At 39.8% G+C, this 21,367-nt stretch carries 25 protein-coding genes and 1 tRNA gene; 18 read left to right on the top strand and 8 right to left on the bottom strand.

Annotation, left to right across the window (positions count from 1 at the left end):
* Positions 1 to 6: 6 nt before the first annotated feature.
* The 3 genes from yjbM to AWH49_RS00120 are packed head-to-tail and all read left to right on the top strand — an operon-like array spanning position 7 to position 2,327.
* Positions 7 to 624 carry a GTP diphosphokinase gene (gene yjbM / locus AWH49_RS00130; RefSeq protein WP_063964269.1) on the top strand — a complete coding sequence of 206 codons (618 nt, stop codon included), beginning with the start codon at positions 7 to 9 and terminating at the stop codon, positions 622 to 624.
* 25 nt (positions 625 to 649) lie between these two features.
* Complete coding sequence (locus tag AWH49_RS00125) at positions 650 to 1,444, top strand: NAD kinase (protein WP_034289239.1); 795 nt, start codon at positions 650 to 652, stop codon at positions 1,442 to 1,444.
* On the top strand, positions 1,422 to 2,327 hold the full coding sequence (locus AWH49_RS00120; protein WP_244886753.1) for an RluA family pseudouridine synthase: 906 nt from the start codon (positions 1,422 to 1,424) through the stop codon (positions 2,325 to 2,327). Before AWH49_RS00125 ends, AWH49_RS00120 begins: the two co-directional genes overlap by 23 nt.
* Before the next feature lie 49 nt (positions 2,328 to 2,376).
* Here AWH49_RS00120 and prpE read toward each other — a convergent pair whose 3' ends face one another.
* Together prpE and fabI are read right to left on the bottom strand one after the other, a co-directional pair.
* A complete protein-coding gene (gene prpE, locus AWH49_RS00115) occupies positions 2,377 to 3,114 on the bottom strand; it encodes a bis(5'-nucleosyl)-tetraphosphatase PrpE (protein WP_063964268.1) in 738 nt (245 codons plus the stop codon).
* A 428-nt stretch (positions 3,115 to 3,542) separates the two neighbouring features.
* A complete protein-coding gene (gene fabI / locus AWH49_RS00110; RefSeq protein WP_018391795.1) occupies positions 3,543 to 4,322 on the bottom strand; it encodes an enoyl-ACP reductase FabI in 780 nt (259 codons plus the stop codon).
* 440 nt (positions 4,323 to 4,762) lie between these two features.
* On the opposite strand from fabI, the gene AWH49_RS00105 reads away from it, so the two are divergent.
* Positions 4,763 to 5,158 (top strand): hypothetical protein, encoded by a 396-nt coding sequence (locus AWH49_RS00105; protein ID WP_063964267.1) that lies wholly within the window; start codon positions 4,763 to 4,765, stop codon positions 5,156 to 5,158.
* Positions 5,159 to 5,187: 29 nt separating this feature from the next.
* Here AWH49_RS00105 and AWH49_RS00100 read toward each other — a convergent pair whose 3' ends face one another.
* A complete protein-coding gene (locus tag AWH49_RS00100) occupies positions 5,188 to 5,721 on the bottom strand; it encodes a CotY/CotZ family spore coat protein (RefSeq protein ID WP_063964266.1) in 534 nt (177 codons plus the stop codon).
* Between the two features lie 134 nt (positions 5,722 to 5,855).
* Between AWH49_RS00100 and AWH49_RS00095 the strand changes: the two genes are divergently transcribed.
* From AWH49_RS00095 to AWH49_RS00070, 6 genes are all read left to right on the top strand, one after another.
* Complete coding sequence (locus AWH49_RS00095) at positions 5,856 to 6,293, top strand: YhcN/YlaJ family sporulation lipoprotein (RefSeq protein ID WP_063964265.1); 438 nt, start codon at positions 5,856 to 5,858, stop codon at positions 6,291 to 6,293.
* Entirely contained in the window at positions 6,293 to 6,724 is a 432-nt protein-coding gene (gene spoVAC / locus AWH49_RS00090) for a stage V sporulation protein AC (RefSeq protein WP_034289249.1), read from the top strand. Before AWH49_RS00095 ends, spoVAC begins: the two co-directional genes overlap by 1 nt.
* Before the next feature lie 17 nt (positions 6,725 to 6,741).
* Positions 6,742 to 7,098 carry a stage V sporulation protein AE gene (gene spoVAE / locus AWH49_RS00085; protein WP_063964264.1) on the top strand — a complete coding sequence of 119 codons (357 nt, stop codon included), beginning with the start codon at positions 6,742 to 6,744 and terminating at the stop codon, positions 7,096 to 7,098.
* A 61-nt stretch (positions 7,099 to 7,159) separates the two neighbouring features.
* Positions 7,160 to 7,288, top strand: a complete 129-nt coding sequence (locus tag AWH49_RS00080; RefSeq protein WP_026221532.1) for a YjcZ family sporulation protein — start codon at positions 7,160 to 7,162, stop codon at positions 7,286 to 7,288.
* A 21-nt stretch (positions 7,289 to 7,309) separates the two neighbouring features.
* The gene (locus tag AWH49_RS00075) at positions 7,310 to 7,558 is read left to right on the top strand and encodes a stage VI sporulation protein F (RefSeq protein ID WP_034289252.1); all 249 of its coding nucleotides are present in this window, start codon (positions 7,310 to 7,312) and stop codon (positions 7,556 to 7,558) included.
* Positions 7,559 to 7,728: 170 nt separating this feature from the next.
* Positions 7,729 to 7,983 (top strand): hypothetical protein, encoded by a 255-nt coding sequence (locus AWH49_RS00070; protein ID WP_063964263.1) that lies wholly within the window; start codon positions 7,729 to 7,731, stop codon positions 7,981 to 7,983.
* Positions 7,984 to 8,061: 78 nt separating this feature from the next.
* Here the strand turns inward: AWH49_RS00070 and AWH49_RS00065 are convergent, their stop codons facing one another.
* The 3 genes from AWH49_RS00065 to AWH49_RS00055 form a co-directional block, all read right to left on the bottom strand.
* Positions 8,062 to 8,490, bottom strand: a complete 429-nt coding sequence (locus tag AWH49_RS00065) for a GNAT family N-acetyltransferase (RefSeq protein ID WP_018391805.1) — start codon at positions 8,488 to 8,490, stop codon at positions 8,062 to 8,064.
* Between the two features lie 4 nt (positions 8,491 to 8,494).
* Positions 8,495 to 9,010: a YjcG family protein gene (locus AWH49_RS00060; RefSeq protein WP_063964262.1), complete on the bottom strand. Its 516-nt coding sequence runs from the start codon at positions 9,008 to 9,010 to the stop codon at positions 8,495 to 8,497.
* A gap of 82 nt (positions 9,011 to 9,092) precedes the next feature.
* On the bottom strand, positions 9,093 to 9,812 hold the full coding sequence (locus AWH49_RS00055) for an alpha/beta hydrolase (protein WP_063964261.1): 720 nt from the start codon (positions 9,810 to 9,812) through the stop codon (positions 9,093 to 9,095).
* Between the two features lie 174 nt (positions 9,813 to 9,986).
* Here AWH49_RS00055 and AWH49_RS00050 point away from each other — a divergent pair, with 174 nt between their 5' ends.
* Both AWH49_RS00050 and AWH49_RS00045 read left to right on the top strand, forming a co-directional pair.
* On the top strand, positions 9,987 to 11,633 hold the full coding sequence (locus AWH49_RS00050; protein ID WP_063964260.1) for an ABC1 kinase family protein: 1,647 nt from the start codon (positions 9,987 to 9,989) through the stop codon (positions 11,631 to 11,633).
* Positions 11,634 to 11,687: 54 nt separating this feature from the next.
* Positions 11,688 to 11,760: transfer RNA gene (locus AWH49_RS00045), tRNA-Val, on the top strand.
* Between the two features lie 128 nt (positions 11,761 to 11,888).
* Here AWH49_RS00045 and AWH49_RS00040 read toward each other — a convergent pair.
* Positions 11,889 to 13,010: a tyrosine-type recombinase/integrase gene (locus tag AWH49_RS00040; RefSeq protein WP_063964259.1), complete on the bottom strand. Its 1,122-nt coding sequence runs from the start codon at positions 13,008 to 13,010 to the stop codon at positions 11,889 to 11,891.
* Between the two features lie 727 nt (positions 13,011 to 13,737).
* On the opposite strand from AWH49_RS00040, the gene AWH49_RS00035 reads away from it, so the two are divergent.
* The 6 genes from AWH49_RS00035 (at position 13,738) to AWH49_RS00010 (ending at position 19,947) form a co-directional block, all read left to right on the top strand.
* Positions 13,738 to 14,289, top strand: coding sequence for a hypothetical protein (locus tag AWH49_RS00035; RefSeq protein WP_063964258.1), 552 nt, complete (start codon positions 13,738 to 13,740; stop codon positions 14,287 to 14,289).
* 507 nt (positions 14,290 to 14,796) lie between these two features.
* Positions 14,797 to 15,402, top strand: a complete 606-nt coding sequence (locus tag AWH49_RS00030) for a hypothetical protein (protein ID WP_211268367.1) — start codon at positions 14,797 to 14,799, stop codon at positions 15,400 to 15,402.
* A gap of 275 nt (positions 15,403 to 15,677) precedes the next feature.
* Positions 15,678 to 16,514 (top strand): S1 family peptidase, encoded by an 837-nt coding sequence (locus AWH49_RS00025; protein ID WP_063964256.1) that lies wholly within the window; start codon positions 15,678 to 15,680, stop codon positions 16,512 to 16,514.
* A 264-nt stretch (positions 16,515 to 16,778) separates the two neighbouring features.
* Positions 16,779 to 17,624, top strand: a complete 846-nt coding sequence (locus tag AWH49_RS00020; RefSeq protein ID WP_063964255.1) for a GIY-YIG nuclease family protein — start codon at positions 16,779 to 16,781, stop codon at positions 17,622 to 17,624.
* A gap of 613 nt (positions 17,625 to 18,237) precedes the next feature.
* Positions 18,238 to 19,209, top strand: coding sequence for a DUF4062 domain-containing protein (locus AWH49_RS00015; RefSeq protein ID WP_063964254.1), 972 nt, complete (start codon positions 18,238 to 18,240; stop codon positions 19,207 to 19,209).
* Between the two features lie 174 nt (positions 19,210 to 19,383).
* Positions 19,384 to 19,947, top strand: a complete 564-nt coding sequence (locus tag AWH49_RS00010) for a recombinase family protein (protein WP_063964314.1) — start codon at positions 19,384 to 19,386, stop codon at positions 19,945 to 19,947.
* Between the two features lie 282 nt (positions 19,948 to 20,229).
* On the opposite strand, the gene AWH49_RS00005 is transcribed toward AWH49_RS00010, so the two are convergent.
* Positions 20,230 to 21,255 (bottom strand): hypothetical protein, encoded by a 1,026-nt coding sequence (locus AWH49_RS00005; protein WP_063964253.1) that lies wholly within the window; start codon positions 21,253 to 21,255, stop codon positions 20,230 to 20,232.
* Positions 21,256 to 21,367: the final 112 nt, after the last annotated feature.

Here is a 21,367-nt window from a genome sequence, read left to right as displayed (position 1 = left end):
GCTGCAATGGAAAATTGGGATGAATTTTTATCACCTTATAAGCAGGCAGTAGAAGAGTTGAAGGTGAAACTGCGCGGAATCAGGAAGCAATTTACGATGAATGACGATCGTTCACCAATCGAGTTTGTGACAGGCCGAGTGAAGCCGGTCCCGAGTATTCTTGATAAAATGAACACGAAAAGAATTCGGATGGATCGCCTTCATCGTGACATGCAGGATATTGCGGGACTGCGTATGATGTGTCAGTTTGTCGACGATATTAAAAAGGTCGTTAGCATTCTTCGGAAGCGAAATGATTTCAGAATTGTAGAAGAAAAAGATTATATATCCCACAAAAAACCGAGCGGCTACCGGTCCTATCATATGGTCGTTGAATACCCAGTTCAGACGATTCACGGGGAAAAGAAAATTTTGGCAGAAATTCAAATACGGACGCTAGCGATGAATTTTTGGGCGACGATTGAGCATTCGCTAAATTATAAATACAACGGCGACTTCCCGACGGAAATTCAAATGCGTTTGCAGCGTGCGGCAGAGGCAGCATTTCGGCTCGATGAAGAAATGTCGCTCATCCGTGAAGAAATACAAGAAGCACAAAAATTTTTTACGAAGAAAAAGGAATGAAGAATAATCGACAGGGGTGAGACAGATGAAGTTTGCAATTACGTCAAAAGGTGATGCGAAGTCCAATGCACTAATGCACAAAATTCGTAATTATTTAACTGATTTTAAGCTGGCGTACGATGATAGTGAGCCGGATATTGTCATTTCAGTCGGCGGTGACGGAACACTCTTATACGCGTTTCACAGGTACAGCGGACGGCTGGATAAAACGGCGTTTGTCGGAGTTCATACCGGTCATCTCGGCTTTTATGCGGACTGGACGCCAGATGAAATTGAGAAGCTTGTCATTGCTATTGCACGGACGCCCTATCAAATTATCGAATATCCGCTTTTAGAAGCCATTATCCGCTATCAGCACGACGGCAAAGAAACACGCTATTTGGCATTAAACGAATCAACGGTGAAAAGTGTGGATGGGACGCTTGTCATGGATGTTGAAATACGCGGCGAACATTTTGAACGGTTTCGCGGCGATGGATTATGTGTATCGACTCCATCTGGAAGTACGGCATATAATAAAGCGCTTGGTGGAGCGATTTTGCATCCGTCCATCCGTGCATTGCAGCTGGCGGAAATGGCTTCGATCAATAACCGTGTGTTTCGGACAGTCGGTTCACCGCTCATTTTGCCGGCACATCACACATGTATGTTAAAACCGGTCAACCGGCTGGACTTTTTGGTGACCATTGACCATTTGACAATTTTGCACAAAGACGTCAAGTCGATTCAATATCGTGTTGCCAGTGAAAAAATTCGATTTGCGCGTTTCCGTCCTTTCCCGTTTTGGAAAAGGGTGCATGATTCGTTTGTCAGCAACTAACATGACGCCCTTTGAATTAAGCTGGACGGCGGATGAAGACGGCATGCTGTTGCGAACATTTTTACAGAAAAAGTCGATTTCAAAGCGAGCGCTTACGGACATAAAATTTGCCGGTGGTTTTATTTTAGTAAACGGAGCAGAAGTAAACGTACGTCACGTATTAAAAGCGGGTGACGCTGTACGGATCATTTTTCCGAGGGAAGTGCCGTCAAACAGTATGCAGGCAGAACGAATAGCACTTCATGTGTTGTATGAAGATGAGGTGCTGATCGCGATTGGGAAGCCGACAGGAATGAATACTATTCCGTCGCGTGAACATCCGGACGGATCGCTTGCCGCTGGATTGCTCGGATTGTATGAAGAGCAGGGGATTGCAGCAACGGCTCATATTATTACACGGCTCGACCGGGATACATCGGGCATTGTGCTGGCCGCAAAAAACCGTTATATTCATCATTTACTGTCTGAAATGCAGAAAAAGAAACTCGTTTTTCGCCGGTATGAAGCATTCGCTGAAGGTGTATTTTCTGATGAAACCGGTGTTGTTGATGCGCCGATTGGCCGGCGTGATGACAGCATTATTGAGCGAATAGTACGGCCGGACGGGCAAATAGCGCGGACCGGTTATCGCGTGTTGAAGCAGTACGCTCACTTCGCGCACATTGAAGTGAAGCCCGAAACAGGCCGAACGCATCAAATTCGTGTACATATGGCCCATATCGGCCACCCGCTTGCTGGCGATAATTTGTATGGCGGCCATCTGCAGCGGATAAAGCGGCAAGCACTGCATTGCGGTCATCTTTCATTTATGCATCCGTTGACGGGTGAAGAGATGAACATTGTCATGTCAATGCCGGATGATATGAAAGAAATGCTTAATTAAACAAACCGTCCATCCATTATGGAGTACGGTTTGTTTATGTTTATCATGTTCAATCAAACTCCCGGAATTTTTCTGGAACGAGAGGCTGTTTGGAAGGGATCGATACGGTGTCGCGTTCGGGCCAGCGGAGTGCTGTCAGCTTGCCGCCAAAGACGCAGCCAGTATCAATGTTGATGCTTCCGTTTAATGCACGCGGCTCTTTAACAGGTGTATGTCCATACACGATAAACGGATCACCGGTATAATTTTTTGCCCAGTCGCGCCGAATAGGCGAACCGTCCGCATGTTTCTCGCCGGTAATATCCCCATAGAGGACAAATGTTTTCACTCGTGAATCATGCCGCCCGATGTAGTCAGCGCGTATGCCGGCATGGGCAATAATGAGCGTCCCGCTGTCCACCATTTGATAAAGCGGCGACTGTTCATACATGGATAAAAAGCGGCTGCGAATCTTTTTATAGTCCCGTGCTGAAAGCGAGTCGAGTTCAGCGACCGTCGTTTCTAAACCGTGTGTTTTTTGAACCTTATTTCCAACAAGGTAACGGTATAATTTATTGCAGTGATTGCCGGGCGCGTATAGAGCGGACTGTTCGTCAAACAGACGGCAAACGACATCAAGAACGCGAACAGAATCAGGACCGCGATCTGTCAGGTCGCCGACAAAAGCGAGCGTCCGGCCAGCGGGATGAACAGGAATGCCCGAGTCCCACGAATAGCCAAGCTTCATCGTTAATGTACGAAATTCATCTAAACAGCCGTGTATGTCACCAATAATATCTAAGTTCATCAAAACGCCTCCTTGAAAATATACATTTTTAAAGTGTAAATAAGAGAGCAGACGAAAAGTTTACTGCGATATCGTGCACAAAAAGAAAGGTGGAAGTTTGTCACTAGTTATTGTCGTCATAAGCGGCTTTTTTAACACCGTTTTGCTGAAGCAACTGAAGCTTGTTTTGATTGTACCATATCGCTTTGCACTCGGCTTTGAGGGGATCTGTCCGTTGGAGAGACATTTAAAACGGCTGATTTAATTGAAAAAGAGGTTATTCTTCTTAAATAGAGCATGAAAATATTGAAATGGAAATACGGAGCTGAAACAGGATTTACGTTGATTTTTTCTGTAATCATGCATATAAAGTGAATCTTTGGAAAAGAAAAAAAGACCGAAAACGGTCTTTTTTCGTAAATAAACGTATTGATTCATTTGTTCATATACTATCCCAATATATTGTAACCAGAGTCAACATAAATAATTTCACCAGTGACTCCTCTAGAAAGGTGGCTAAGTATAACAAGAGTCATGTCGCCTACTTCTTCTTGAGTCACATTTCTCTTCAAAGGTGACTTCTCTTCAATATGATGAAGAATGGTATTGAAAGCTGGGATTCCCTTGGCTGCCAGTGTTCGAACGGCTCCTGCTGAAACAGCATTGACTCTAATATTGTCTTTACCTAAATCGAGTGCCAAGTATTTCACACTAGCTTCAAGAGAAGCTTTTGCAACACCCATTAGGTTATAACCTTCCACAGCGCGTTCTGCTCCAAGATAAGTCATTGTAACAATGGATGCTCCTTCTGTCATATATTGACGAGCTTCTCTTGCTACAGCAATTAATGAATAGGCACTAGTATCTTGGGCAAATGCATATCCGTCTCTAGATGTTTCTACAAAATCACCCTTTAAGTCTTCTGCATGAGCATAGGCAATAGAATGAACCAATCCGTGAATGACACCAACTTTTTCACCTATATCTTTAAATGCTTTGCGAATACTATCATCATTATTTACATCACAATGGAAAATATATTCTGATGGATAGTTATTTTTCTCTAATAGCTTGGTTATTTTTCCTAGAGATCGTTCCAATCTGTATGTATAAATTACATTTGCTCCTGCTTTATAAAGGGCTTCTGCTACACCCCAAGCTAAGCTCCGTTCATTGGCGACACCCATAACTACGATATTCTTGCCTTTTAATTTAAGTATATCTTCCATTTCAGCCTCCATTGAAATAGGTACAATTTAATATCAATATTTAATATACCTGCTTTTGTTATCTGGTATTATATTATAACATTTTATTTAAATATCCTAGGGTTGAGTCCAATAAATATTTATCAACTAGCAAAGTAATGTTAAGAAATCATAAAAAGTTTACGGAAATATGCAGTGGGCTATGAATTTGATCAATCTATGACAAAGAAGAATGAGGGGAAAATAGTTGAATTAAAACAAAACGAAGAAAAATTTGAGTCAGCACTTGTTGAGTATGGAGAATTTATATAAGTTGTCATCTGGTTTAGGACAATCAGATCAATAAGGCTTGCTTGAAAATAAATTAATTTCCACATTATTGGAAATTAATTTTTTAGAAAACTGTCCATATCGGGCAGTTTTTTTGCATATACTGGACAAAAAGCGGAGGTGCTAAAGGCGTGAAAAAAGAACAGGGACCGCTCTTATACATCGGACAGCCAACGCTTAAGCATGTGCAGCCAGTTATGCAGGAAATTGTGAAAGCCGGTGAAGTGCCTGAAACACCAGAAATAACTGAAACGCCAGAAATACCAATTAAACCTGTAAAAAAAGAGATGCCGTCAGAATCAGGTAGATTACTTCCGTTCAAGGAAATGAATGTGGAGGAGAAAGTCATTTACTTGGCGCAGCGCAGAATTCCAGTGCCATGTCAGTTTGAATGGAAAGGTGGATCCGTACGTGGGATCATTGAACGATTTGATGGAGATAATGTGTGGGTGCTTGAGGAAGAAGGGAAAGAAACAGTTCGTGTTCCAATTGCAGAAATTGTATATATTCGAATTGCTGGCACATGAAAAAAGCCCGCCGTGGGGGCGGGTTAAAATTAACGGCATACATTTAAGTCCACGTCTTTAATACACTGAACCGCAATAAAATCATTTAAATCAACGGTAACGCAACTACGGGTCTTTTTAAAGTTTTCGACTTTGCATACTTTTTTGAGGCTGATGTCGCCATCGTCCGCAAGATTAACAGGATCAAAGTCACGGTCAAGCGGCAGTAATACACGAAGGCGGGCGCAACCGCTGTCAAACACATCTTCAACACGGAAAAAGATGGATACACATCCTGTTCTGCAATGATCATTATCATCAGCTTCTGCAGGATCAAAGAAAGCGAAAAACGGTTTTCCTTCCTTCGTTGTAAGTGTAAACACACGTGTATCTGCATTGCGTCGGCGTGGACCGTCTAAGTCTCCAAGCGGCTCGGCGAAGCAGTCTTTGCAGTCTCTGCAGTCATCATCTTCTTTTGCATCTTGAATGTCGCGAATTGCGCGTACAACTTCGCGAACGCAGCTTTCAGAACGCTGACGCAGATCATCATTGTCAAAATCGTCGCGATGCTTATGGCATCCCATCATGCACTCCTCCTTAAAATATCGGTACACTAATACTGTATGAAATCTGTTCTCGTCGGCGTGGACAATTGCCGCTATGAGCAGAATTTTTTTTTGTTTTCAGGACATACTGATCAAAAACGGAGGTACATATCATGAAGAAATGGGCACTCACCATCTTGCTGCTGGCGGGATGTGCACCGGAACATGATGGAACGGTGATCTTGGAAACGGCTGATCCGGATGCTGTGCAGCTTGACGGAAAACACGATGGATTTGCTGAAAAAATCAAAAAAGAAGCAGATTCGATTGAAACTATTTACGATACGGCTGTTATAAAAGGAAAAGACCAGCTGCTCGTAGCGTATAAAGTGCGTCATCTTGACCGATTTAACATGAAGGAAATTGAAAAAGATCTTGATAAACGCATTCAGGAAATGGAGAGTACGGAAGAAGTGGTGGTTTCAAGTGATTACAAAATTTTCCTCGAAGCTGTCCGATTAAAGGAAGACATGGAAGCGGGCCATCTGACGGAAGAAGAAGCGAATAAACGGCTGTCTGAAATCATTAAATTGAAAGAGGAGATGGCCTAATGAAGCCGGAGAATTATAAAAAGCTTGCTTCAAAGTACGAACCAAAAAAGCCGGTGTTAAAAAATTGCATTCGCGCGTTTTGGACAGGCGGTCTTGTTTGTATAATCGGTCAAGCCGTATCCTATTTCTTTATTTTCTTTTTTAACTTTACCGAGCAGACAGTAGGGAACCCAACAGTGGCGTTCATGATCTTTTTATCCATGCTGTTAACAGGATTCGGCGTATATGATAGACTTGGCCAGTTTGCGGGTGCTGGTAGTGCGGTGCCGGTAACGGGATTTGGCAACGCCGTTATTTCAGCGGCGATTGAACATCGTTCAGAAGGATTCGTACTAGGGGTCGGAGGCAATATGTTTAAACTCGCTGGTTCGGTCATTTTATTTGGCGTTTTTTCTGCTTTTATTGTAGCGCTTATTAAATCCGTTTTTTAAAGGAAAGGAAGAGACGAATGATCGCAATGTTTTTTTGGGCATTTATTATCGGTGGCCTCATATGTGTTATCGGTCAGTTGATGATGGATGTTGGCAAGTTAACACCAGGGCATACATTATCGATACTCGTCGTAGCAGGTGCTGTGCTTGCCGGATTTGATTTATATGAACCGCTTATTGATTTTGCGGGAGCCGGGGCAACGATTCCGATTACGAGCTTCGGCAACTCACTCGTGGCTGGTGCGATGCAAGAAGCGGAAAAACATGGAGTCGTTGGTGTGTTGACCGGTATGTTTGAAGTAACAAGTTCTGGTATTTCCGCAGCGATTGTGTTTGGTTTTATGGGCGCCATATTTTTTAAACCAAAAGGGTGAGCGGCCCAACCTCTTTTTTTGTTTCTCCATATGATAGTAAGGAGAATAGAGAAAGGGGGAAATGACAATGGGTTACTATGGTGGCGGCTGCTGCGGTGGAAACGGTGGTGGATACGGCGGCTCAAGCACATTTGTTTTAATTGTTGTTTTGTTCATTTTGTTGATCATCGTTGGCGCAAGCTTTTATTGATTTGTAAAAGGGGGAGCCACAGTGGACAACAAGTTCTTTGGCAAAATTGAGAAAAAAACAGGCGTGCGTATGAACGACGTGTTCGCTCTTGTTGATTCGCTTCAGTATGCTGATTTCCGCGATGAACGAACAGTTCGCGCAGTCATTGCACAAACGGCAGCACTTGCCGGTAAAAAAGTACCGAAGCAAGTAGAAGACGAACTCGTCAGAACGATTATAAAAGATGGCAAAAAGCTGAATATAGATGCCATTACGAAAATGATTAAATAAATGTAATGTAGTGTAGTGTAGTGAAGAGTGGCCGAAAAGTCGCTCTTTTTTTCACGTAAGCAGGAAGAAGGTTGTGATTTTAGCAAGAATGGTTTTGGTGAGACATAAAACGGCTAAACAATACATATATATCTATGTACGTATATTTTATGTTGAAAGGAGGAAAAGAGATGGGCTACGTGCTGCCGATCCCACAGTATCAGTATAGCCATTATAGGGAACGGGTTTTAAATGAATCGAGTAGAGGCGATACCTACATCGGTCCAGCTGCCAAAGTATCGTTTGATAAAATTTTACGCGATCGTGCGGAGCCGCAAATGAGTGTGGAAGAACGAAGGAAAAAGCGGCAACATGAACATGAAGCATTCCGTGTACACCTTGCTCAAATTAGCAGAAAGGGATTTGAAATTGATAAACTGGCATAATGAAAGAAGGAGCGCACCATGACGAATTCATAGAAAAAGCTTATTCATCTATTATAAGAGAATAAGCTTTTTTTGCGTTTATAAAGGCTTTGTCATTGTTTTGTGCACGATGCCGGCATCTAAAAACTCATCGGAAACGACTTCGTATCCTCGCTTTTCGTAAAAAGGAATTGCCTGTACTTGTGCATCAAGCTTTAAGGCAGTGAGTTGTGGAACAGTGGCAGCATGCTGCTCAATCGCGCCCATAATGAGGTCGCCTGCTCCTTGCCCGCGGGATTCTTTCAAGACACAAATACGTTCTACTTTCCCGTAGTAGCCAACGGTGCGAAAACGACCGGCACCACACGGACTCATTTCGTCATCATATAAGACAAAATGAACGGCTTCATCTTCGAGTTCATCAATTTCAATTGAAGCAGGGACATTCTGTTCATTGACAAATACGGTCATCCGAACAGAATAAGCGTCTTCCCGCTGTTTTAAATCGGTTGCTATGACTACTTTCAACTTGTTAAGCATCCTTTCCGAGTAAAAATGTTTCATGAACAGTCCACACGCCATTTTCAGACTGATAGAGCAAATGGAATCGATCGGCGGTTTCAGTTAAGTCAATCGATTCCATTTTCAGTGATCCGTACACATCGGAATGTTCATCATCTGATAATTTCTGTCCGATAGTGATGTGGGGAACGAATGGGAACGGCTCTTCGCCAGGGAAATGCTCTGTGTGCATCATGTCATAAAGAGACATGAGTGTTTCGTTACGGTCTACTTTAAAATAAATGACATTGCTCACTGGTTCAAACGATTTTACTTTGCTGACATGATACGAAAAAGGCTGATGGATCGCCGCGATCTTATGCAGTTTTTCTGAGATGGAAGCAAGATCATCGACGCCTGCATCAAATGAACTCTTTAATGTAATGTGCGGTGAAACGAGTGCATAATGCGGGTCATAGCGTTTCCGATAACCGTTTACTCTATCTTGCAAAGGTTTAGATGGAAAAATAACAACACCGTATTTCATTTCGTTCACTCTCCCTAGAAATAGCATTTCTTCATTAGTATAACAAAAATGACGAGGAAAGCGGTATCTTAACCATTACTCCTCATTCAAACATTTTCGATAGCGCCCGCTTCATATCCGGTTGCCAGTATGTCCACATATGTCCGCCGTCAAACTCTTCATAAAAATAATCAAATTTCTTTTTAGAAATCAATGAATGAAGCGCCCGATTCGGCGTTAAAAAGTCTGCTGTTTCCCCATTAGTCATTTTCACGTTCGTCTCATCTGTTCCAATCACATGATACAACGAAAGTTTGCAATCAGAATCTGCTCGTTCGACCGCATTCATGACTGAGCTGTCAACGAAGGGCGAATGCATGATCACTTTCCCGAAAAGATTCGGGTACGTAAGTGCAGCCATGAGCGAAACCGTCGCCGCAAGCGAGTCACCAGCAAGCGCCCGTCCGAAACGATCATTGTGACCGGGAAACTTTTCATCGAGATAGGGAACGACTTCGTGAGCTAAAAAGCGAATATATGCTTTTTGCTTGATGCCGTCCGGATGATACTTTTCCCGGCGATCGTCTATATTAGTGTATGGAATTCCGACGATAATCATGTTTTCAATTTCATCTTGATCTAAAAGCTCATCCGCGACACGCGGAATGCGCCCCATTTGGAAGTAATCTTTGCCATCCTGGCATAGAAGAAACGAATACGTATACATTGGTGAAAAGTCAGCTGGCACGTAAATCAAAATCGGTACATCTTCGCCAAGTTCTTTTGAATGGATGACATCATCCTGTATCGTCCCACGTCTCATAATTAAATCCCTCCTAAAAACAAGTCAGCTCATTTTACCATACACCTTATGTTTTCGGACAGATTGTCCGACGAGAATCTCGTTGATAGGGAAATTCACATGTCTTGTTGTTTTAAACAACATATAGGAATGTGTTATGATGGGAAAAACAACCGAAACGAAGAAGGTGGCAATGTGGGAAGAATCGGGACGCTGCGGCGGGCACCGGAAATTGTGGCGGTGTTCGCGAAGCATGGCTTTGCAGGATACATAAAAGACCTCGGACTAGCGGAGAAAATTCCATTCACGAGAAGAGGGGGAAAAGAGCAAAATGTAAAAGGCGAGCAGCTGCGGCGGGCACTTGAAGACCTCGGACCGACATTTATAAAGCTAGGCCAGTTTTTATCAACGAGAACGGATCTATTGCCGCCATCTTGGACCGGCCCGCTGTCCAAACTGCAAAGCGGTGCACCAGTCGTGCCTTTTGAAGAAATTAAAAAGATTGTCGAATCAGAAGCGGGACAGCCGCTTGACGACTGGCTTATTTATATGGAAGAAGTACCGATCGGCGCTGCATCCATTGGTCAGGTGCACCGTGCTGCACTGAAAGATGGAACAGAAGTCGCCATTAAAGTTCGCCGTCCAGGCATCGAACCGATTATTCGCAATGACATGTCGATTTTACGGCAGCTTGCAAATCTTGCAGAGCGCAATTCAGAGCTTGCGCGGCAAGTAAGCTTAAAAGCGATTATCGATGACTTCGTGAGCTCGCTCCGCAGAGAAATGGATTACCGGATGGAAGCAACGGAATCGGCTGGTGTGCGGGAAACAATAAAAGAAAAGCATGTTTACGTGCCGCTTATTTATCCGGAATGGTCAACAGAGCAGATACTTGTGATGGAATATATGGACGGAAAGCCGTTGCATGGAGAAGTCATTGCTGGAATGGACATCAAAGAGCGTCAAGAACTTGCTCAATCTTTATCTGAAACGGTGTTGCGCCAAGTGTTTATTGATGGCGTTTTTCACGCCGATCCGCATCCGGGGAACTTGTTATTATTGAAAGACGGGCGCCTTTGTCTTATTGATTTTGGCAACACAGGACGACTATCTGATGAGATGAGGCATTTGCTGTCAGACTCCTTATTTGCCCTCGCCGATCGTGATGCGGCAGCACTGTCCATGCTCGTGCTTGAAATGGGATCACGAAAATCGGTCGATCGCCGTATGTTACAGCGCGATATTAGCCGATGGATGGCGGGCTATATGGATATTGAATTAGCTGATGTGGAAATGGGTACGATGCTGCAGGAGCTCTTCACCGTTGCGGGCAGTCATAGCATTAGCATCCCGAAAGACTTCGTACAAGTGGGGCAGGCCTTTTTAAAAGTTGAGCAGACTGTCATCGCACTTGATCCTGGCTCAAGCCTTTCAGGAATGGTGCGTGATATGTCACACGAAGTGCTCTTAGGCCGCATCCATCCGAAAGAACTCATGCGTGGATCACGTTCATTTGTGCGCTTAATGAAAATGGCCGCAGACAAGCTTCCTGGCGTCCTAAATGAAACATTGAGCGAATGGGAAGGCGGTCAGCCGAAGCTAAAAATGCACATCACCGCCGATGAAAACATCATGAAGCGGATCGAGCGGATGGCGTCAACGCTTGTTCTGAGCATCATGATGCTCGCCTTCAGCATCGTCATGGCCGGTATTTTCGTATCTATGCGAAACCAATCACCGCTCACCGGCACAAACACATTCCATCTCGGCATGCTGACCGCTGTCATTATGACCATTATCTTTCTCATTGTCATCCACTTAATGTGGCGAAAAATAAAATAAAAAATCGTTGACACCTAGCTGACAATTTCATATAATAGAACTTGTCAGTAAAACGATTCCTTAGCTCAGCTGGGAGAGCGCTACCTTGACAGGGTAGAGGTCGCTGGTTCGAACCCAGTAGGAATCATTGGGTGTCAAAACCCCTGAGAGAGCGTCAGGAACACGGTTTCTCTACGAAAAGACCACTTCTTCGGAGGTGGCCTTTTTTTGTAGTTTTTTAACCGTGGTCACAGATTTGGTCACAAGGACAAAAGATTAACCATTGAACAACTTATCCGCAAGACGATTAGATGCTTCTTGCTGCATGTTAGGAAGAACATGTGAATAAGTGTCGAGGGTGATTTTGACACTGCTATGACCTAACCGCTCCGATATTAATTTTATGTTTTCTCCTTGTTGTAACATAAGACTTGCATGCGTATGTCTTAAATCATGGAAGCGGATTTTCGGGAGATTTGCTTTAGTAATCAAGTTATCGAATGTTCTTAGCAAATTTCTAGGATTGATTGGTTTACCTTTGTTGGTGCAAACAACAAGATCATAGTCTGCATAGGCAGTGCTATACCTTAGTTTATTGGTAGCAATCTGCTTCCTATGCTGTTTAAGAGTAGAGAGGGTGACCGTATCCAAACCAATTGAGCGATTACCTGCTTTACTTTTTGCACCTTCCTTGAATCCTTTTCCATCGTGTGTGAGGGTCTGTCTAATATAGAGACATTCATTTTCGAAATCTACATCTTTCCAACGCAATCCCAAAATTTCTCCCTGCCTCATACCTGTTGTTACTGCAAGAAGATAAGCAATGTAATAAGGGCTGGATATGGAGCGATTAAGAAATAAAGCTACCTCATCCAAGTTCCAGATAGCAGTTTCTTTTGCAGCTACCCTTGGTTTTTCAATAGTCGATGCAGGGTTTTTCTTTATAAGCTCCATTTTGACAGCCGCATTGAGAGAAGCATTCACCACATTAAAGATCCGCTTAATAGTCGATTCTGACAATTCTTTATTTCTTAAATCTCCTATAAAGCCCTGAATATGCATGGGTGTCAATGAAGAGAGCGATAACGATCCTAAAGAAGAATTGATATGGTTCTTTAAGTAAGATTGATATGCTTTTAAAGTTTGGTTACTCATCTCATGTGTCTTAATACTGAGCCAAAAGTGTATGTAATCGCTGTATGCCTGCTTAGATGTTTCGATATAAAGCCCCTCATTTAACTCGTTTAAAAGAGCTGCCAAAGCCTTCTCTGCTTCTTTTTTTGTTTCAAACCCTCGTTTCTTTTTCTGCTTGCGCTTACCTGTCATTGGATCTTTTCCAATATCAATTACAAAATCCCACTTGCTTGTTTGTTTATTCTTTTTGATGCTTCCTTTCATCTTCAAGAGCCTCCTGTATTGCTCTTAAGCCTGAGAAAGGTTTCCTAAAACCATTTTAACATATGTTACTATAAAGGAATATTAGACAATAGTTGAAAGGGCTAGAAACCGTGCCAACACAGGTCCTGAGATGGTTTGTGGTCAACCATTTGTTTCTGCGTCTTACATGCTTATCTCCGTAAGTTAATTGTAAAGCAGTCGTGGGGGCTATTTTCCACATAATTAAGGTGGCTTTATTTTAGAATAAGGGGGAGTACGTTAACACACACAATACGAAGCTTTAAAAACTTTCGATACGAGGTGAATATTTGACGCTTTTCAGCCGGTGAAAAACTCTTAATAACAAGGGTTTCTAAAGTGAGTTTCGAAACGTATATGTGTCATTATTGTCTATAACTTCTATTTTGCGAATAGAGAATTTGCTTGCATTAAAATATAAATAGTGTTAAAATACATGAGTTGAAAGTCAATAATTAAATAAAGCGTAAAAAATATAATTGTTAAGGAGTGAATTTACATGCAACCGCCTCATAAGGAGGCACACTTATATCTTGTATGACTATGACGTACTCATAGGGATAGGCTGATTTTTATGCCTATAAGGGACAGGGATAAGTGTGCTTTCTGACGGTGGGATTGTATGTAGATTCGCTCCTTTTTTGCGTTTTCTGGGGAGTGGCCATAGAAAAATTAATAGCCGTGTGGGCTTAAAACGAAGGAGAACATGATGTATAAGACAAGACAGGTAAAGTTTGAAGACGTACCAAACATGATTGAAAGTTTGAAGGGAGTTAGTGGACTCTACATTTTCCACACTAAAAGACATCTTTGGTACATTGGGAAAGCTGAATGTTTTAGGAATAGATTTATAAATGGATATCTTAAAGGCAGAGATGCAAAACAACATGTTAGTGATGGAATTTTACAAAGAATTGAACTAGGTCTAGACCTATCAGTGATATTCGTTCTAATTCCAAAGGAACTAATAGAATCTGAAGAGAAAAGGATTATCCATAAAGCTTGCCCTTGGTTAAACCAAGAACACAACCCAAGAGTATCAATAAGAGGAATTCAAAGACATATTGGTCAAATTGTTGAGGACAGCCAAAGTGAATGGTCATACGAAAGGATGAGAAAGCACCTCTTTTATTACTATAGCGGACAAATTGCAACCAAGAGAATTGAGGAAGCCTTGGCTAATAAGAATAGCAACCTTTCAAGGTACTGCGGGACAGTACCTTCACAAGGGATACTAAAACCGAAAAAGAACTCAGCATAAGCTTGAATATACAAAATATCCACAAAAAATAGGTGGGGTTTTATATAAATACACAAGAAAACACCTAAAAAAAGGGTGTCCAATTTAAAAACCACACCCAAAAATAAGGTAACCGATATTTCTAACTACACTAGTATTTTTCAAGGTTTTCGGGCAATTTCGGAAAGGGAATAGATAGAAGATAATTAGATAGAAGATATTATAATAGATACAAATGTAGGGGGCAAGTCGGCAAAGCCTCCTTTTGCACCCCTCAAACAAGCTTCTCTGAAATCCTGCTATGGATGGGGAAGATTAAACAAACAATCGAAAGGAAAATGAAAATTGAACGCTGAAACAAAATCAACCACAAAACGAGAAAGGTTAGAATCGTTTATCAAGATTTCCAAATCATTGATGGAGACCAAGAGCCTAGACAAGAATGGTGAATTAGACGTTTATCATTTAGCAATCATTAAATCATTGTCAAACAACTTTCAAGGGGTAGCTTATACTGGAGTTACTCATATGATGAGATTCATTGGCATGAGTACGGAACAAAGTTTGACTAAGGCAAGAACAAAGGAATCCCTAATCAGATTGCAGGAGATGGGACATATTGAGATTTGTGAAGATATAGCAATGGAAAACATGGTGAACGATTTAAAACCTGCTAATAACTACTTTATGAAACCAACTGGAAAGGATGAAGAATGGGGGTTTGCTAAAGTGTTTTACAAAGATATCCAAAAGATAATTGCTATGAAGAGCGATTATAAATCTAAGGTTTTTGCAACTTATATTAATGTAATCGGTAATATGTTTTACGATAGCACAGGCACAGATAAAAATGTTCCAATATCATTCATTCGAATTGATACGATTGTAAAAAATACGGGGATAAACAGAAAGTCAGTTGTGGAATACCTTAAAGCATTGGTTGAAGAGGAAATCCTATACTTTATACACTTTCATATCAACAATTCAATTACAAAGAACTACTGCACAAGGTGGATTCACAAAGAACATACTTCTAAATGGGCGATTAGGCTTGCAGAATATCATTACAGGACAGATCAAGGAAAATTTAAAGGTGGAGCAGTTGGAGTATCAGACGAAAGAGGAGTCTCTTAATTGAGACTCTCTTTTTTATGTTGAAGGGGATGATCGCACATAGGATCGTAATTGATCGATTGATACACATGCTAATAAAACCCGTCTTTTATTGTTTGCTACAAAGCTATATCGAATGTGAAAGAGTGCACTTAAACTAACGGAGCAGATTAGTTGGAGAAGGGAAGGTTTTTCTTTAAGTCAAAATAGGAGGCCTATGGTATTTATTGTCGAATAATATACCCAACAGGTCAGTTTAATTTAAGTACTATTGAGTAAATATGGGGGGGTTTGGCATGGCGGTTTCATTTGAAAGTATTTTAATAAATGCATTGGAAAAAGTGCATGATGAAGGAAATGTAGAAAAAAAGCAAGATGATATAAAGGAAATAATTGAGGGAATTAAGGATTATTCAAAACAAATACAAAAAGGACGTTATAGAGGGGATGGATACGGGGAAATCTTTGTAACCTATTTTAAGAATTTCACGGTTTCGATAGTATTTGGTGATGAGAAAAGAAATAATGGCTCTGGTTGTTTACTTAGGCTGAATAGAGACTTTTTGATAACTAATGCTCATGTTATTAAAGGGGCTATTGCAGCAGAACGATTACTAATAGGGAGTGTTGAAGTAGGGAAGATTGAAGAAAAAATAATAAGTATTGATGATGAATTAGATCTTGCGGTAATAGATTTATCAGATGGTCTAAATAAAGACTTGGAAGATACTGGTAAGATGTTTTTCGAGCCTAAGTCATGGCCTTCTTCAGAATGTGAGATTGGAGACCACGTATTTATAGTTGGTTTCCCTGGAATTTTTAGAGAAGATGAGGAATTGTTCTCTTCAGTTTATTATACAGCCATTCATGAGGAAATTATGGATGTAACTGATAGGCGATTAGTTTCGGGTTTTAATCGTGAGAATTGGAAAAAGACACTAGGTCTCAAAGAAATTAGTGACTTAAAAAGACTTGGTGGCCTAAGTGGAGGTCCAGTTTTCATTTGTAGGGACGATATACCTGAACTATTGGGCTTTACATATGAAGATGGTGGCGGTTTTTTCGACGGTGTAAAAATAATTAAATCTTACTTTATAGATAAGGATGGAGAGATAAGTAAAAATGTTCCGTGAAATATTCAACAATAAGGACCAATTGTCTAAAATGGAATAGGATTATTTTTTGAATCATAATTAACAAGGCTATTGAATATTTAAGCATAAACATCGAGGAAATAAATATACTTGAATTAACGTGGGGATGTTGATCTAAGAAGGATTAACGGCCTTTTTGTTAAATAATGATTAGTAGTAGTTGTATATTTTATTAATATATTAAAAAGATGTTTTATTAGGTTTTTAAACATCCTGAAATGTTTAAAAGGAGTTAATTAATACATGGTTCATTTCTATTTATCTGATTTATTAACACGATGCAAATACAATTTGAGTAGTATATTACTTATCCGTCATTCGTTGAAACATGAACGATTTATCAATGCATATCGTGATGGCTTTATACGTGAATACACGCAAAAACAATCACCTTATTTTTTTGATGGGTATGAAAAAGTGATTGTTTTTTCCGCAGATGAAGGCACTACAGCGAAGTATTTAAAGACGTATGAAGTAAGACATGGTGAGACACCGTCTATTTCGCCAGATTGTTCTCCATTTTTGTTAGAGTCTTATAAAGATGAAATCATGCATCCTTTATTTGAAATTGATAATGATCCATTAGTTACATATGAAAATAAATTATTTATTGAATGGGGCAAGGCAGCAGTGAAATGGTATCAAAAAGGAACAAATGAAAAAACCATTACACAGCTAGTGAATACAAGTCAATTTGTCTTTCCAGGATACGAAAATGTCTTATTAACGTATAATGAGCTAAAACAAATCATCGATAACCGTCAAACATATGCGGATTGGCACATCGCTTTAAGTTCGATCAATGCGATTTATGCAATAATAGATTGTTCTAACGGTAAAATTTATATCGGCTCTTCATACAATAAAAATGGTTTGCTTGGTCGTTGGTCGGAGTATGCAACAACCATTCATGGAGGCAATGAAGTATTTACACAACTACTTGTAAAAAACTCTAAAGCTCATTTACATTTACAATATACGATTTTAAAAGTGCTACCAAAAGATGTTACAGCATTAGAAGCGGTCGAGGTTGAAAACGTATTCAAACGAAAGTTACAAACAATTCCGTTTGGTTATAACCATAATTAAACAAGAGAAGATCAAGTAAGTGGTACTGTATTTTTGGGAAAGTAAACGAAGACTGTGAATAATCGCACTTAAATTAAAGGGTGCGTTTCTACTATAAGTATGAACGCTTTTTTGTATTGTGCTAATGAACAGGTTAGCCAAAGAACAGTGATTCCGAATGAATCCAGGATAGCACACATAGACGCTCAGAATCGTTTGGTAGCCTTTTAAGAGGTAGGTTCTCAGAGGTCTTGTTCTACCTTTCCACCCTCCGTTTTAGTTAAAGAGCATGATTAAGATTGAACCTGTGAGTAGTATATAAGCATCATGTGAAGTTCTTATTTGGCGTATTCGATTGATACAGAAGCCACACACATTCACAAATTAGCATTCAGTAAGTTTCCGACACGACTCAAATAATTGGTATGAATAGGACTATTAAGATTAGAGATATATTAGTGTTTTTCTCGTATAGTCCGAAGTCATTTACATTATTCATAAATAAGTCCATTATTTATCAATTCCGTAGCATTTATCAAAATCTTATCGATATGAAAGTAAAACATATGAGGTGAACCATATTTATTCAGGTATGGTAGAATATTGGAATAGTGAATATTATGGGGGAGTTTAAGTGAAAAAGAAGCTTCAGATTTTCATATCATCAACCTACATTGATTTAAAGGATGAGAGACAAGCTGCAGTAGAAGCTATACTGGATGCTGGACATATTCCTGCAGGAATGGAACTCTTTAAAGCGGGGAATGAAGACCAGTTAAAAACAATAAAGCGTTGGATTGATGAATCTGATGTTTATTTGCTAATTCTTGGTGGAAGATATGGCAGTATAGAAACAAGTAGCGGGAAAAGTTATACACACTTGGAATATGAGTATGCTATAGAAAAAGGGATGCCTGTATTTGCAACTGTATTATCTGATTCTTGGCTTTATAGTAAGGCGGCACAAATAGGAGCGGGGAATGATGTATTCGAACAACAAGAGCAGGACAAATATAAGCAATTTAAGGATTTTGTCCATTCCAAGGTGATTAGAAGGGTTGAGGACTTGAAGGATATTAAACTCTCTATTCACACAACGCTAAGTGAGTTTAAAGATTTGTATGAGTTCTCAGGGTGGGTTAAAGGTAGTGAAGTGGAAGATAATGCAGAACTGATTAAAGAAAATAGAGCATTATTGAAGGAAAACAAGAAATTAAAGGAATTACTAGATAAACAAGCCTCAACAAGAAAAGTGGGTAGATTCGAATACGAGGAAATAAAAGAAGCTTTAAAAAATAAGGAAATAACACTTCCTGCTGGAAAAATAGGTAATGATGAGGATAAAACTGTCGATTACCTTTCACTCTTGATTACCTTTAGAGACACCTTTTCTACGGGTGTTGAAAACAGTACGTCTGCAAGTCCATTAAAGATATATCTTTATTATAATATTGCCCCGACTCTAATGAGTTTTGGATTGCTTGAAAAGGTTAAGGTTGCAGGAGCAAAGTATGAAAGAATTCATACTACAAAAGAAGGTTTAAATTTTCTAGCATACTATGATATTGATAAAAGTAATAAAAAAAGAGCGGCTACTTTAAAGTAATATGTGAAGTTAAGGACTAAGTATAGACTTAGTCCTTTTAACTATATTTTTTTTGACTAGATGGTGCAAATACTTGAAAGTTATTGCACCTTTTTAGTGACCTTGCTATAATAGGTTTCAATAGGTGCAAAAACATAGTGTAATAAGTGGTTGATGAAAAGTGAGGATATAATAATGAAATATGGATATGCAAGGGTCTCTACAATAGCACAGGATTTAGAGGTTCAAATCCAAGCGTTACAAGCGGAAGGATGCGAGGTTATATATAAGGAGAAGTTCACAGGTACTAAAACAGATAGACCAGAGTTTAATAAGGTACTTGAGGCATTACAAGAAGGCGACACATTAGTCGTAACAAAACTAGATAGATTTGCTAGGTCAGCAGCGGAAGGTATCCAAACAGTGAAGACTCTATTTGCAAGAGGGGTGAAAGTTCATATCCTTAATATAGGACTGGTGGAAAACACAGCAACAGGTAGATTGATTTTTAATATACTAAGTTCATTTGCTGAGTTTGAACGTGATATGATCGTGGAACGTACTCAAGAAGGTAAAGCATTGGCTAAGCAGCGTGATGATTTCAGAGAAGGTAGACCTAGAAAACACTCCAAGCAACAAGTATTACACGCATTAGCATTGCTGAAGACACATACATATAAAGAAGTTGAAGCAATGACGGGAATAAAGAAGCGAACATTGATTAACAGAAAGAATGAACTGAAAGCAAAGCAATTATAAGGGACTCCCTAAAGGGGTCTCTTTTCTTTATGTTGAGGAGATAGGGGCGTATTTTCCACGTTTTTAGTATGGTTTTGAGCGGAATAAACCAATAGTCGGTTCATCCACACGACCTAAGAGGGTCGAAAAGAACGAAACGAATTGCCTCCGCCCCTTACATCTTTAATTCTTCTAATAATGTTTCTACTTTGATTGTTCTCTCTGTTTTGAGAGACTAAATCTATCACTATTTGAGGTGACAGTTCATAAACTAATGGTTTATTATCTACCAAAAGTAAAACTCTAATTTAAGTATGGAAACAATTTGGCCAGTATGCTTTTTTCTGTAATTTCGTCATCAAATCTAAAACGAATTAAAGGAACCTTTTTTTCACATAGAAGATTGGTCTTTATTTCGTCCCTTTTGACTTGTTCTAGATATCTTTCAAAGGTTTTGTGAAAATAGGGTATATATTTAAAATGTTGTTCTCCATCGTACTCTATTACAAGGTTAAGGGATTTTATGTAGATGTCTGCATACAGATGATTTCCCGTCTTAGGATTAATAAGCCATTTCCAAGTTTTTTCTGATTTTAAATCCTTATCTCCAAAGTGCTTTTTAATGATATTTTCAATTAACTGTGCATTTGTGCTAATCCTCTTTAAAAAAGCGTTATCTACTCCAAGAAATTTGCTTATCTCTTTACGTCCACCAAGATGATACCTTAACGCTTGATACTTGAATGAGCAGTTGTCATTTATCAATTGGCGACTAATAAACCCATGTTCATTGAAAAGTGCCAATATCTCTATCTTCATTAATTCTAGACCAATTTTCTCATTTGATGGTTTTAAACCAACTTCTTTAAGAAGTGTACACCATCCGCCATACCTATCAATTGTTGGTTGAGAATACTTACCTCGTTTACGGTAAGCAGTAGATGAAGTGGTGTGGTTATTTTCGCAAAAAAGCTTTATATCATCTAATAAATCGTTTTTAGAAATTTTCTTGTGCATATTAATTGGAGCACCTATCAATTCGAAAGCCTTATTGAAGCCGCCAAATTCTCTTCTAACGACTATACAAGCATAAATTCCATGATTTTCATAAGTTGTCTTTGATATTTCACCCTGTTCGCAGTAAACTCTTTGTAAATCCTTTAATATATCTTCTCTACTTATCTGATTATAAAAAAGGTATGGAATGCCGATTTCTTGACATATTTTCTTAATTCCCCCGAATTTGTGTACATAGGAAGGAAAGTTAATATTCGGGAGCGTCAAGAATTTTGTGTAAATGACTGAATCCCTTTTCTTATAGAACGTCATTTAGTCTGTTGTTTTGAACCTGGCTGCGAGCTCCGCACGTGCTTGATCGAAACCGATATGACATCGTGTAGCGAAGCGTTGGTTGTATTCTTCGAATCGTGAAACAAGGAAT

Source organism: Domibacillus aminovorans (assembly GCF_001643235.1).
Classification (GTDB): domain Bacteria; phylum Bacillota; class Bacilli; order Bacillales; family Domibacillaceae; genus Domibacillus; species Domibacillus aminovorans.
This window is presented reverse-complemented; position numbering and strand designations above follow the sequence as displayed.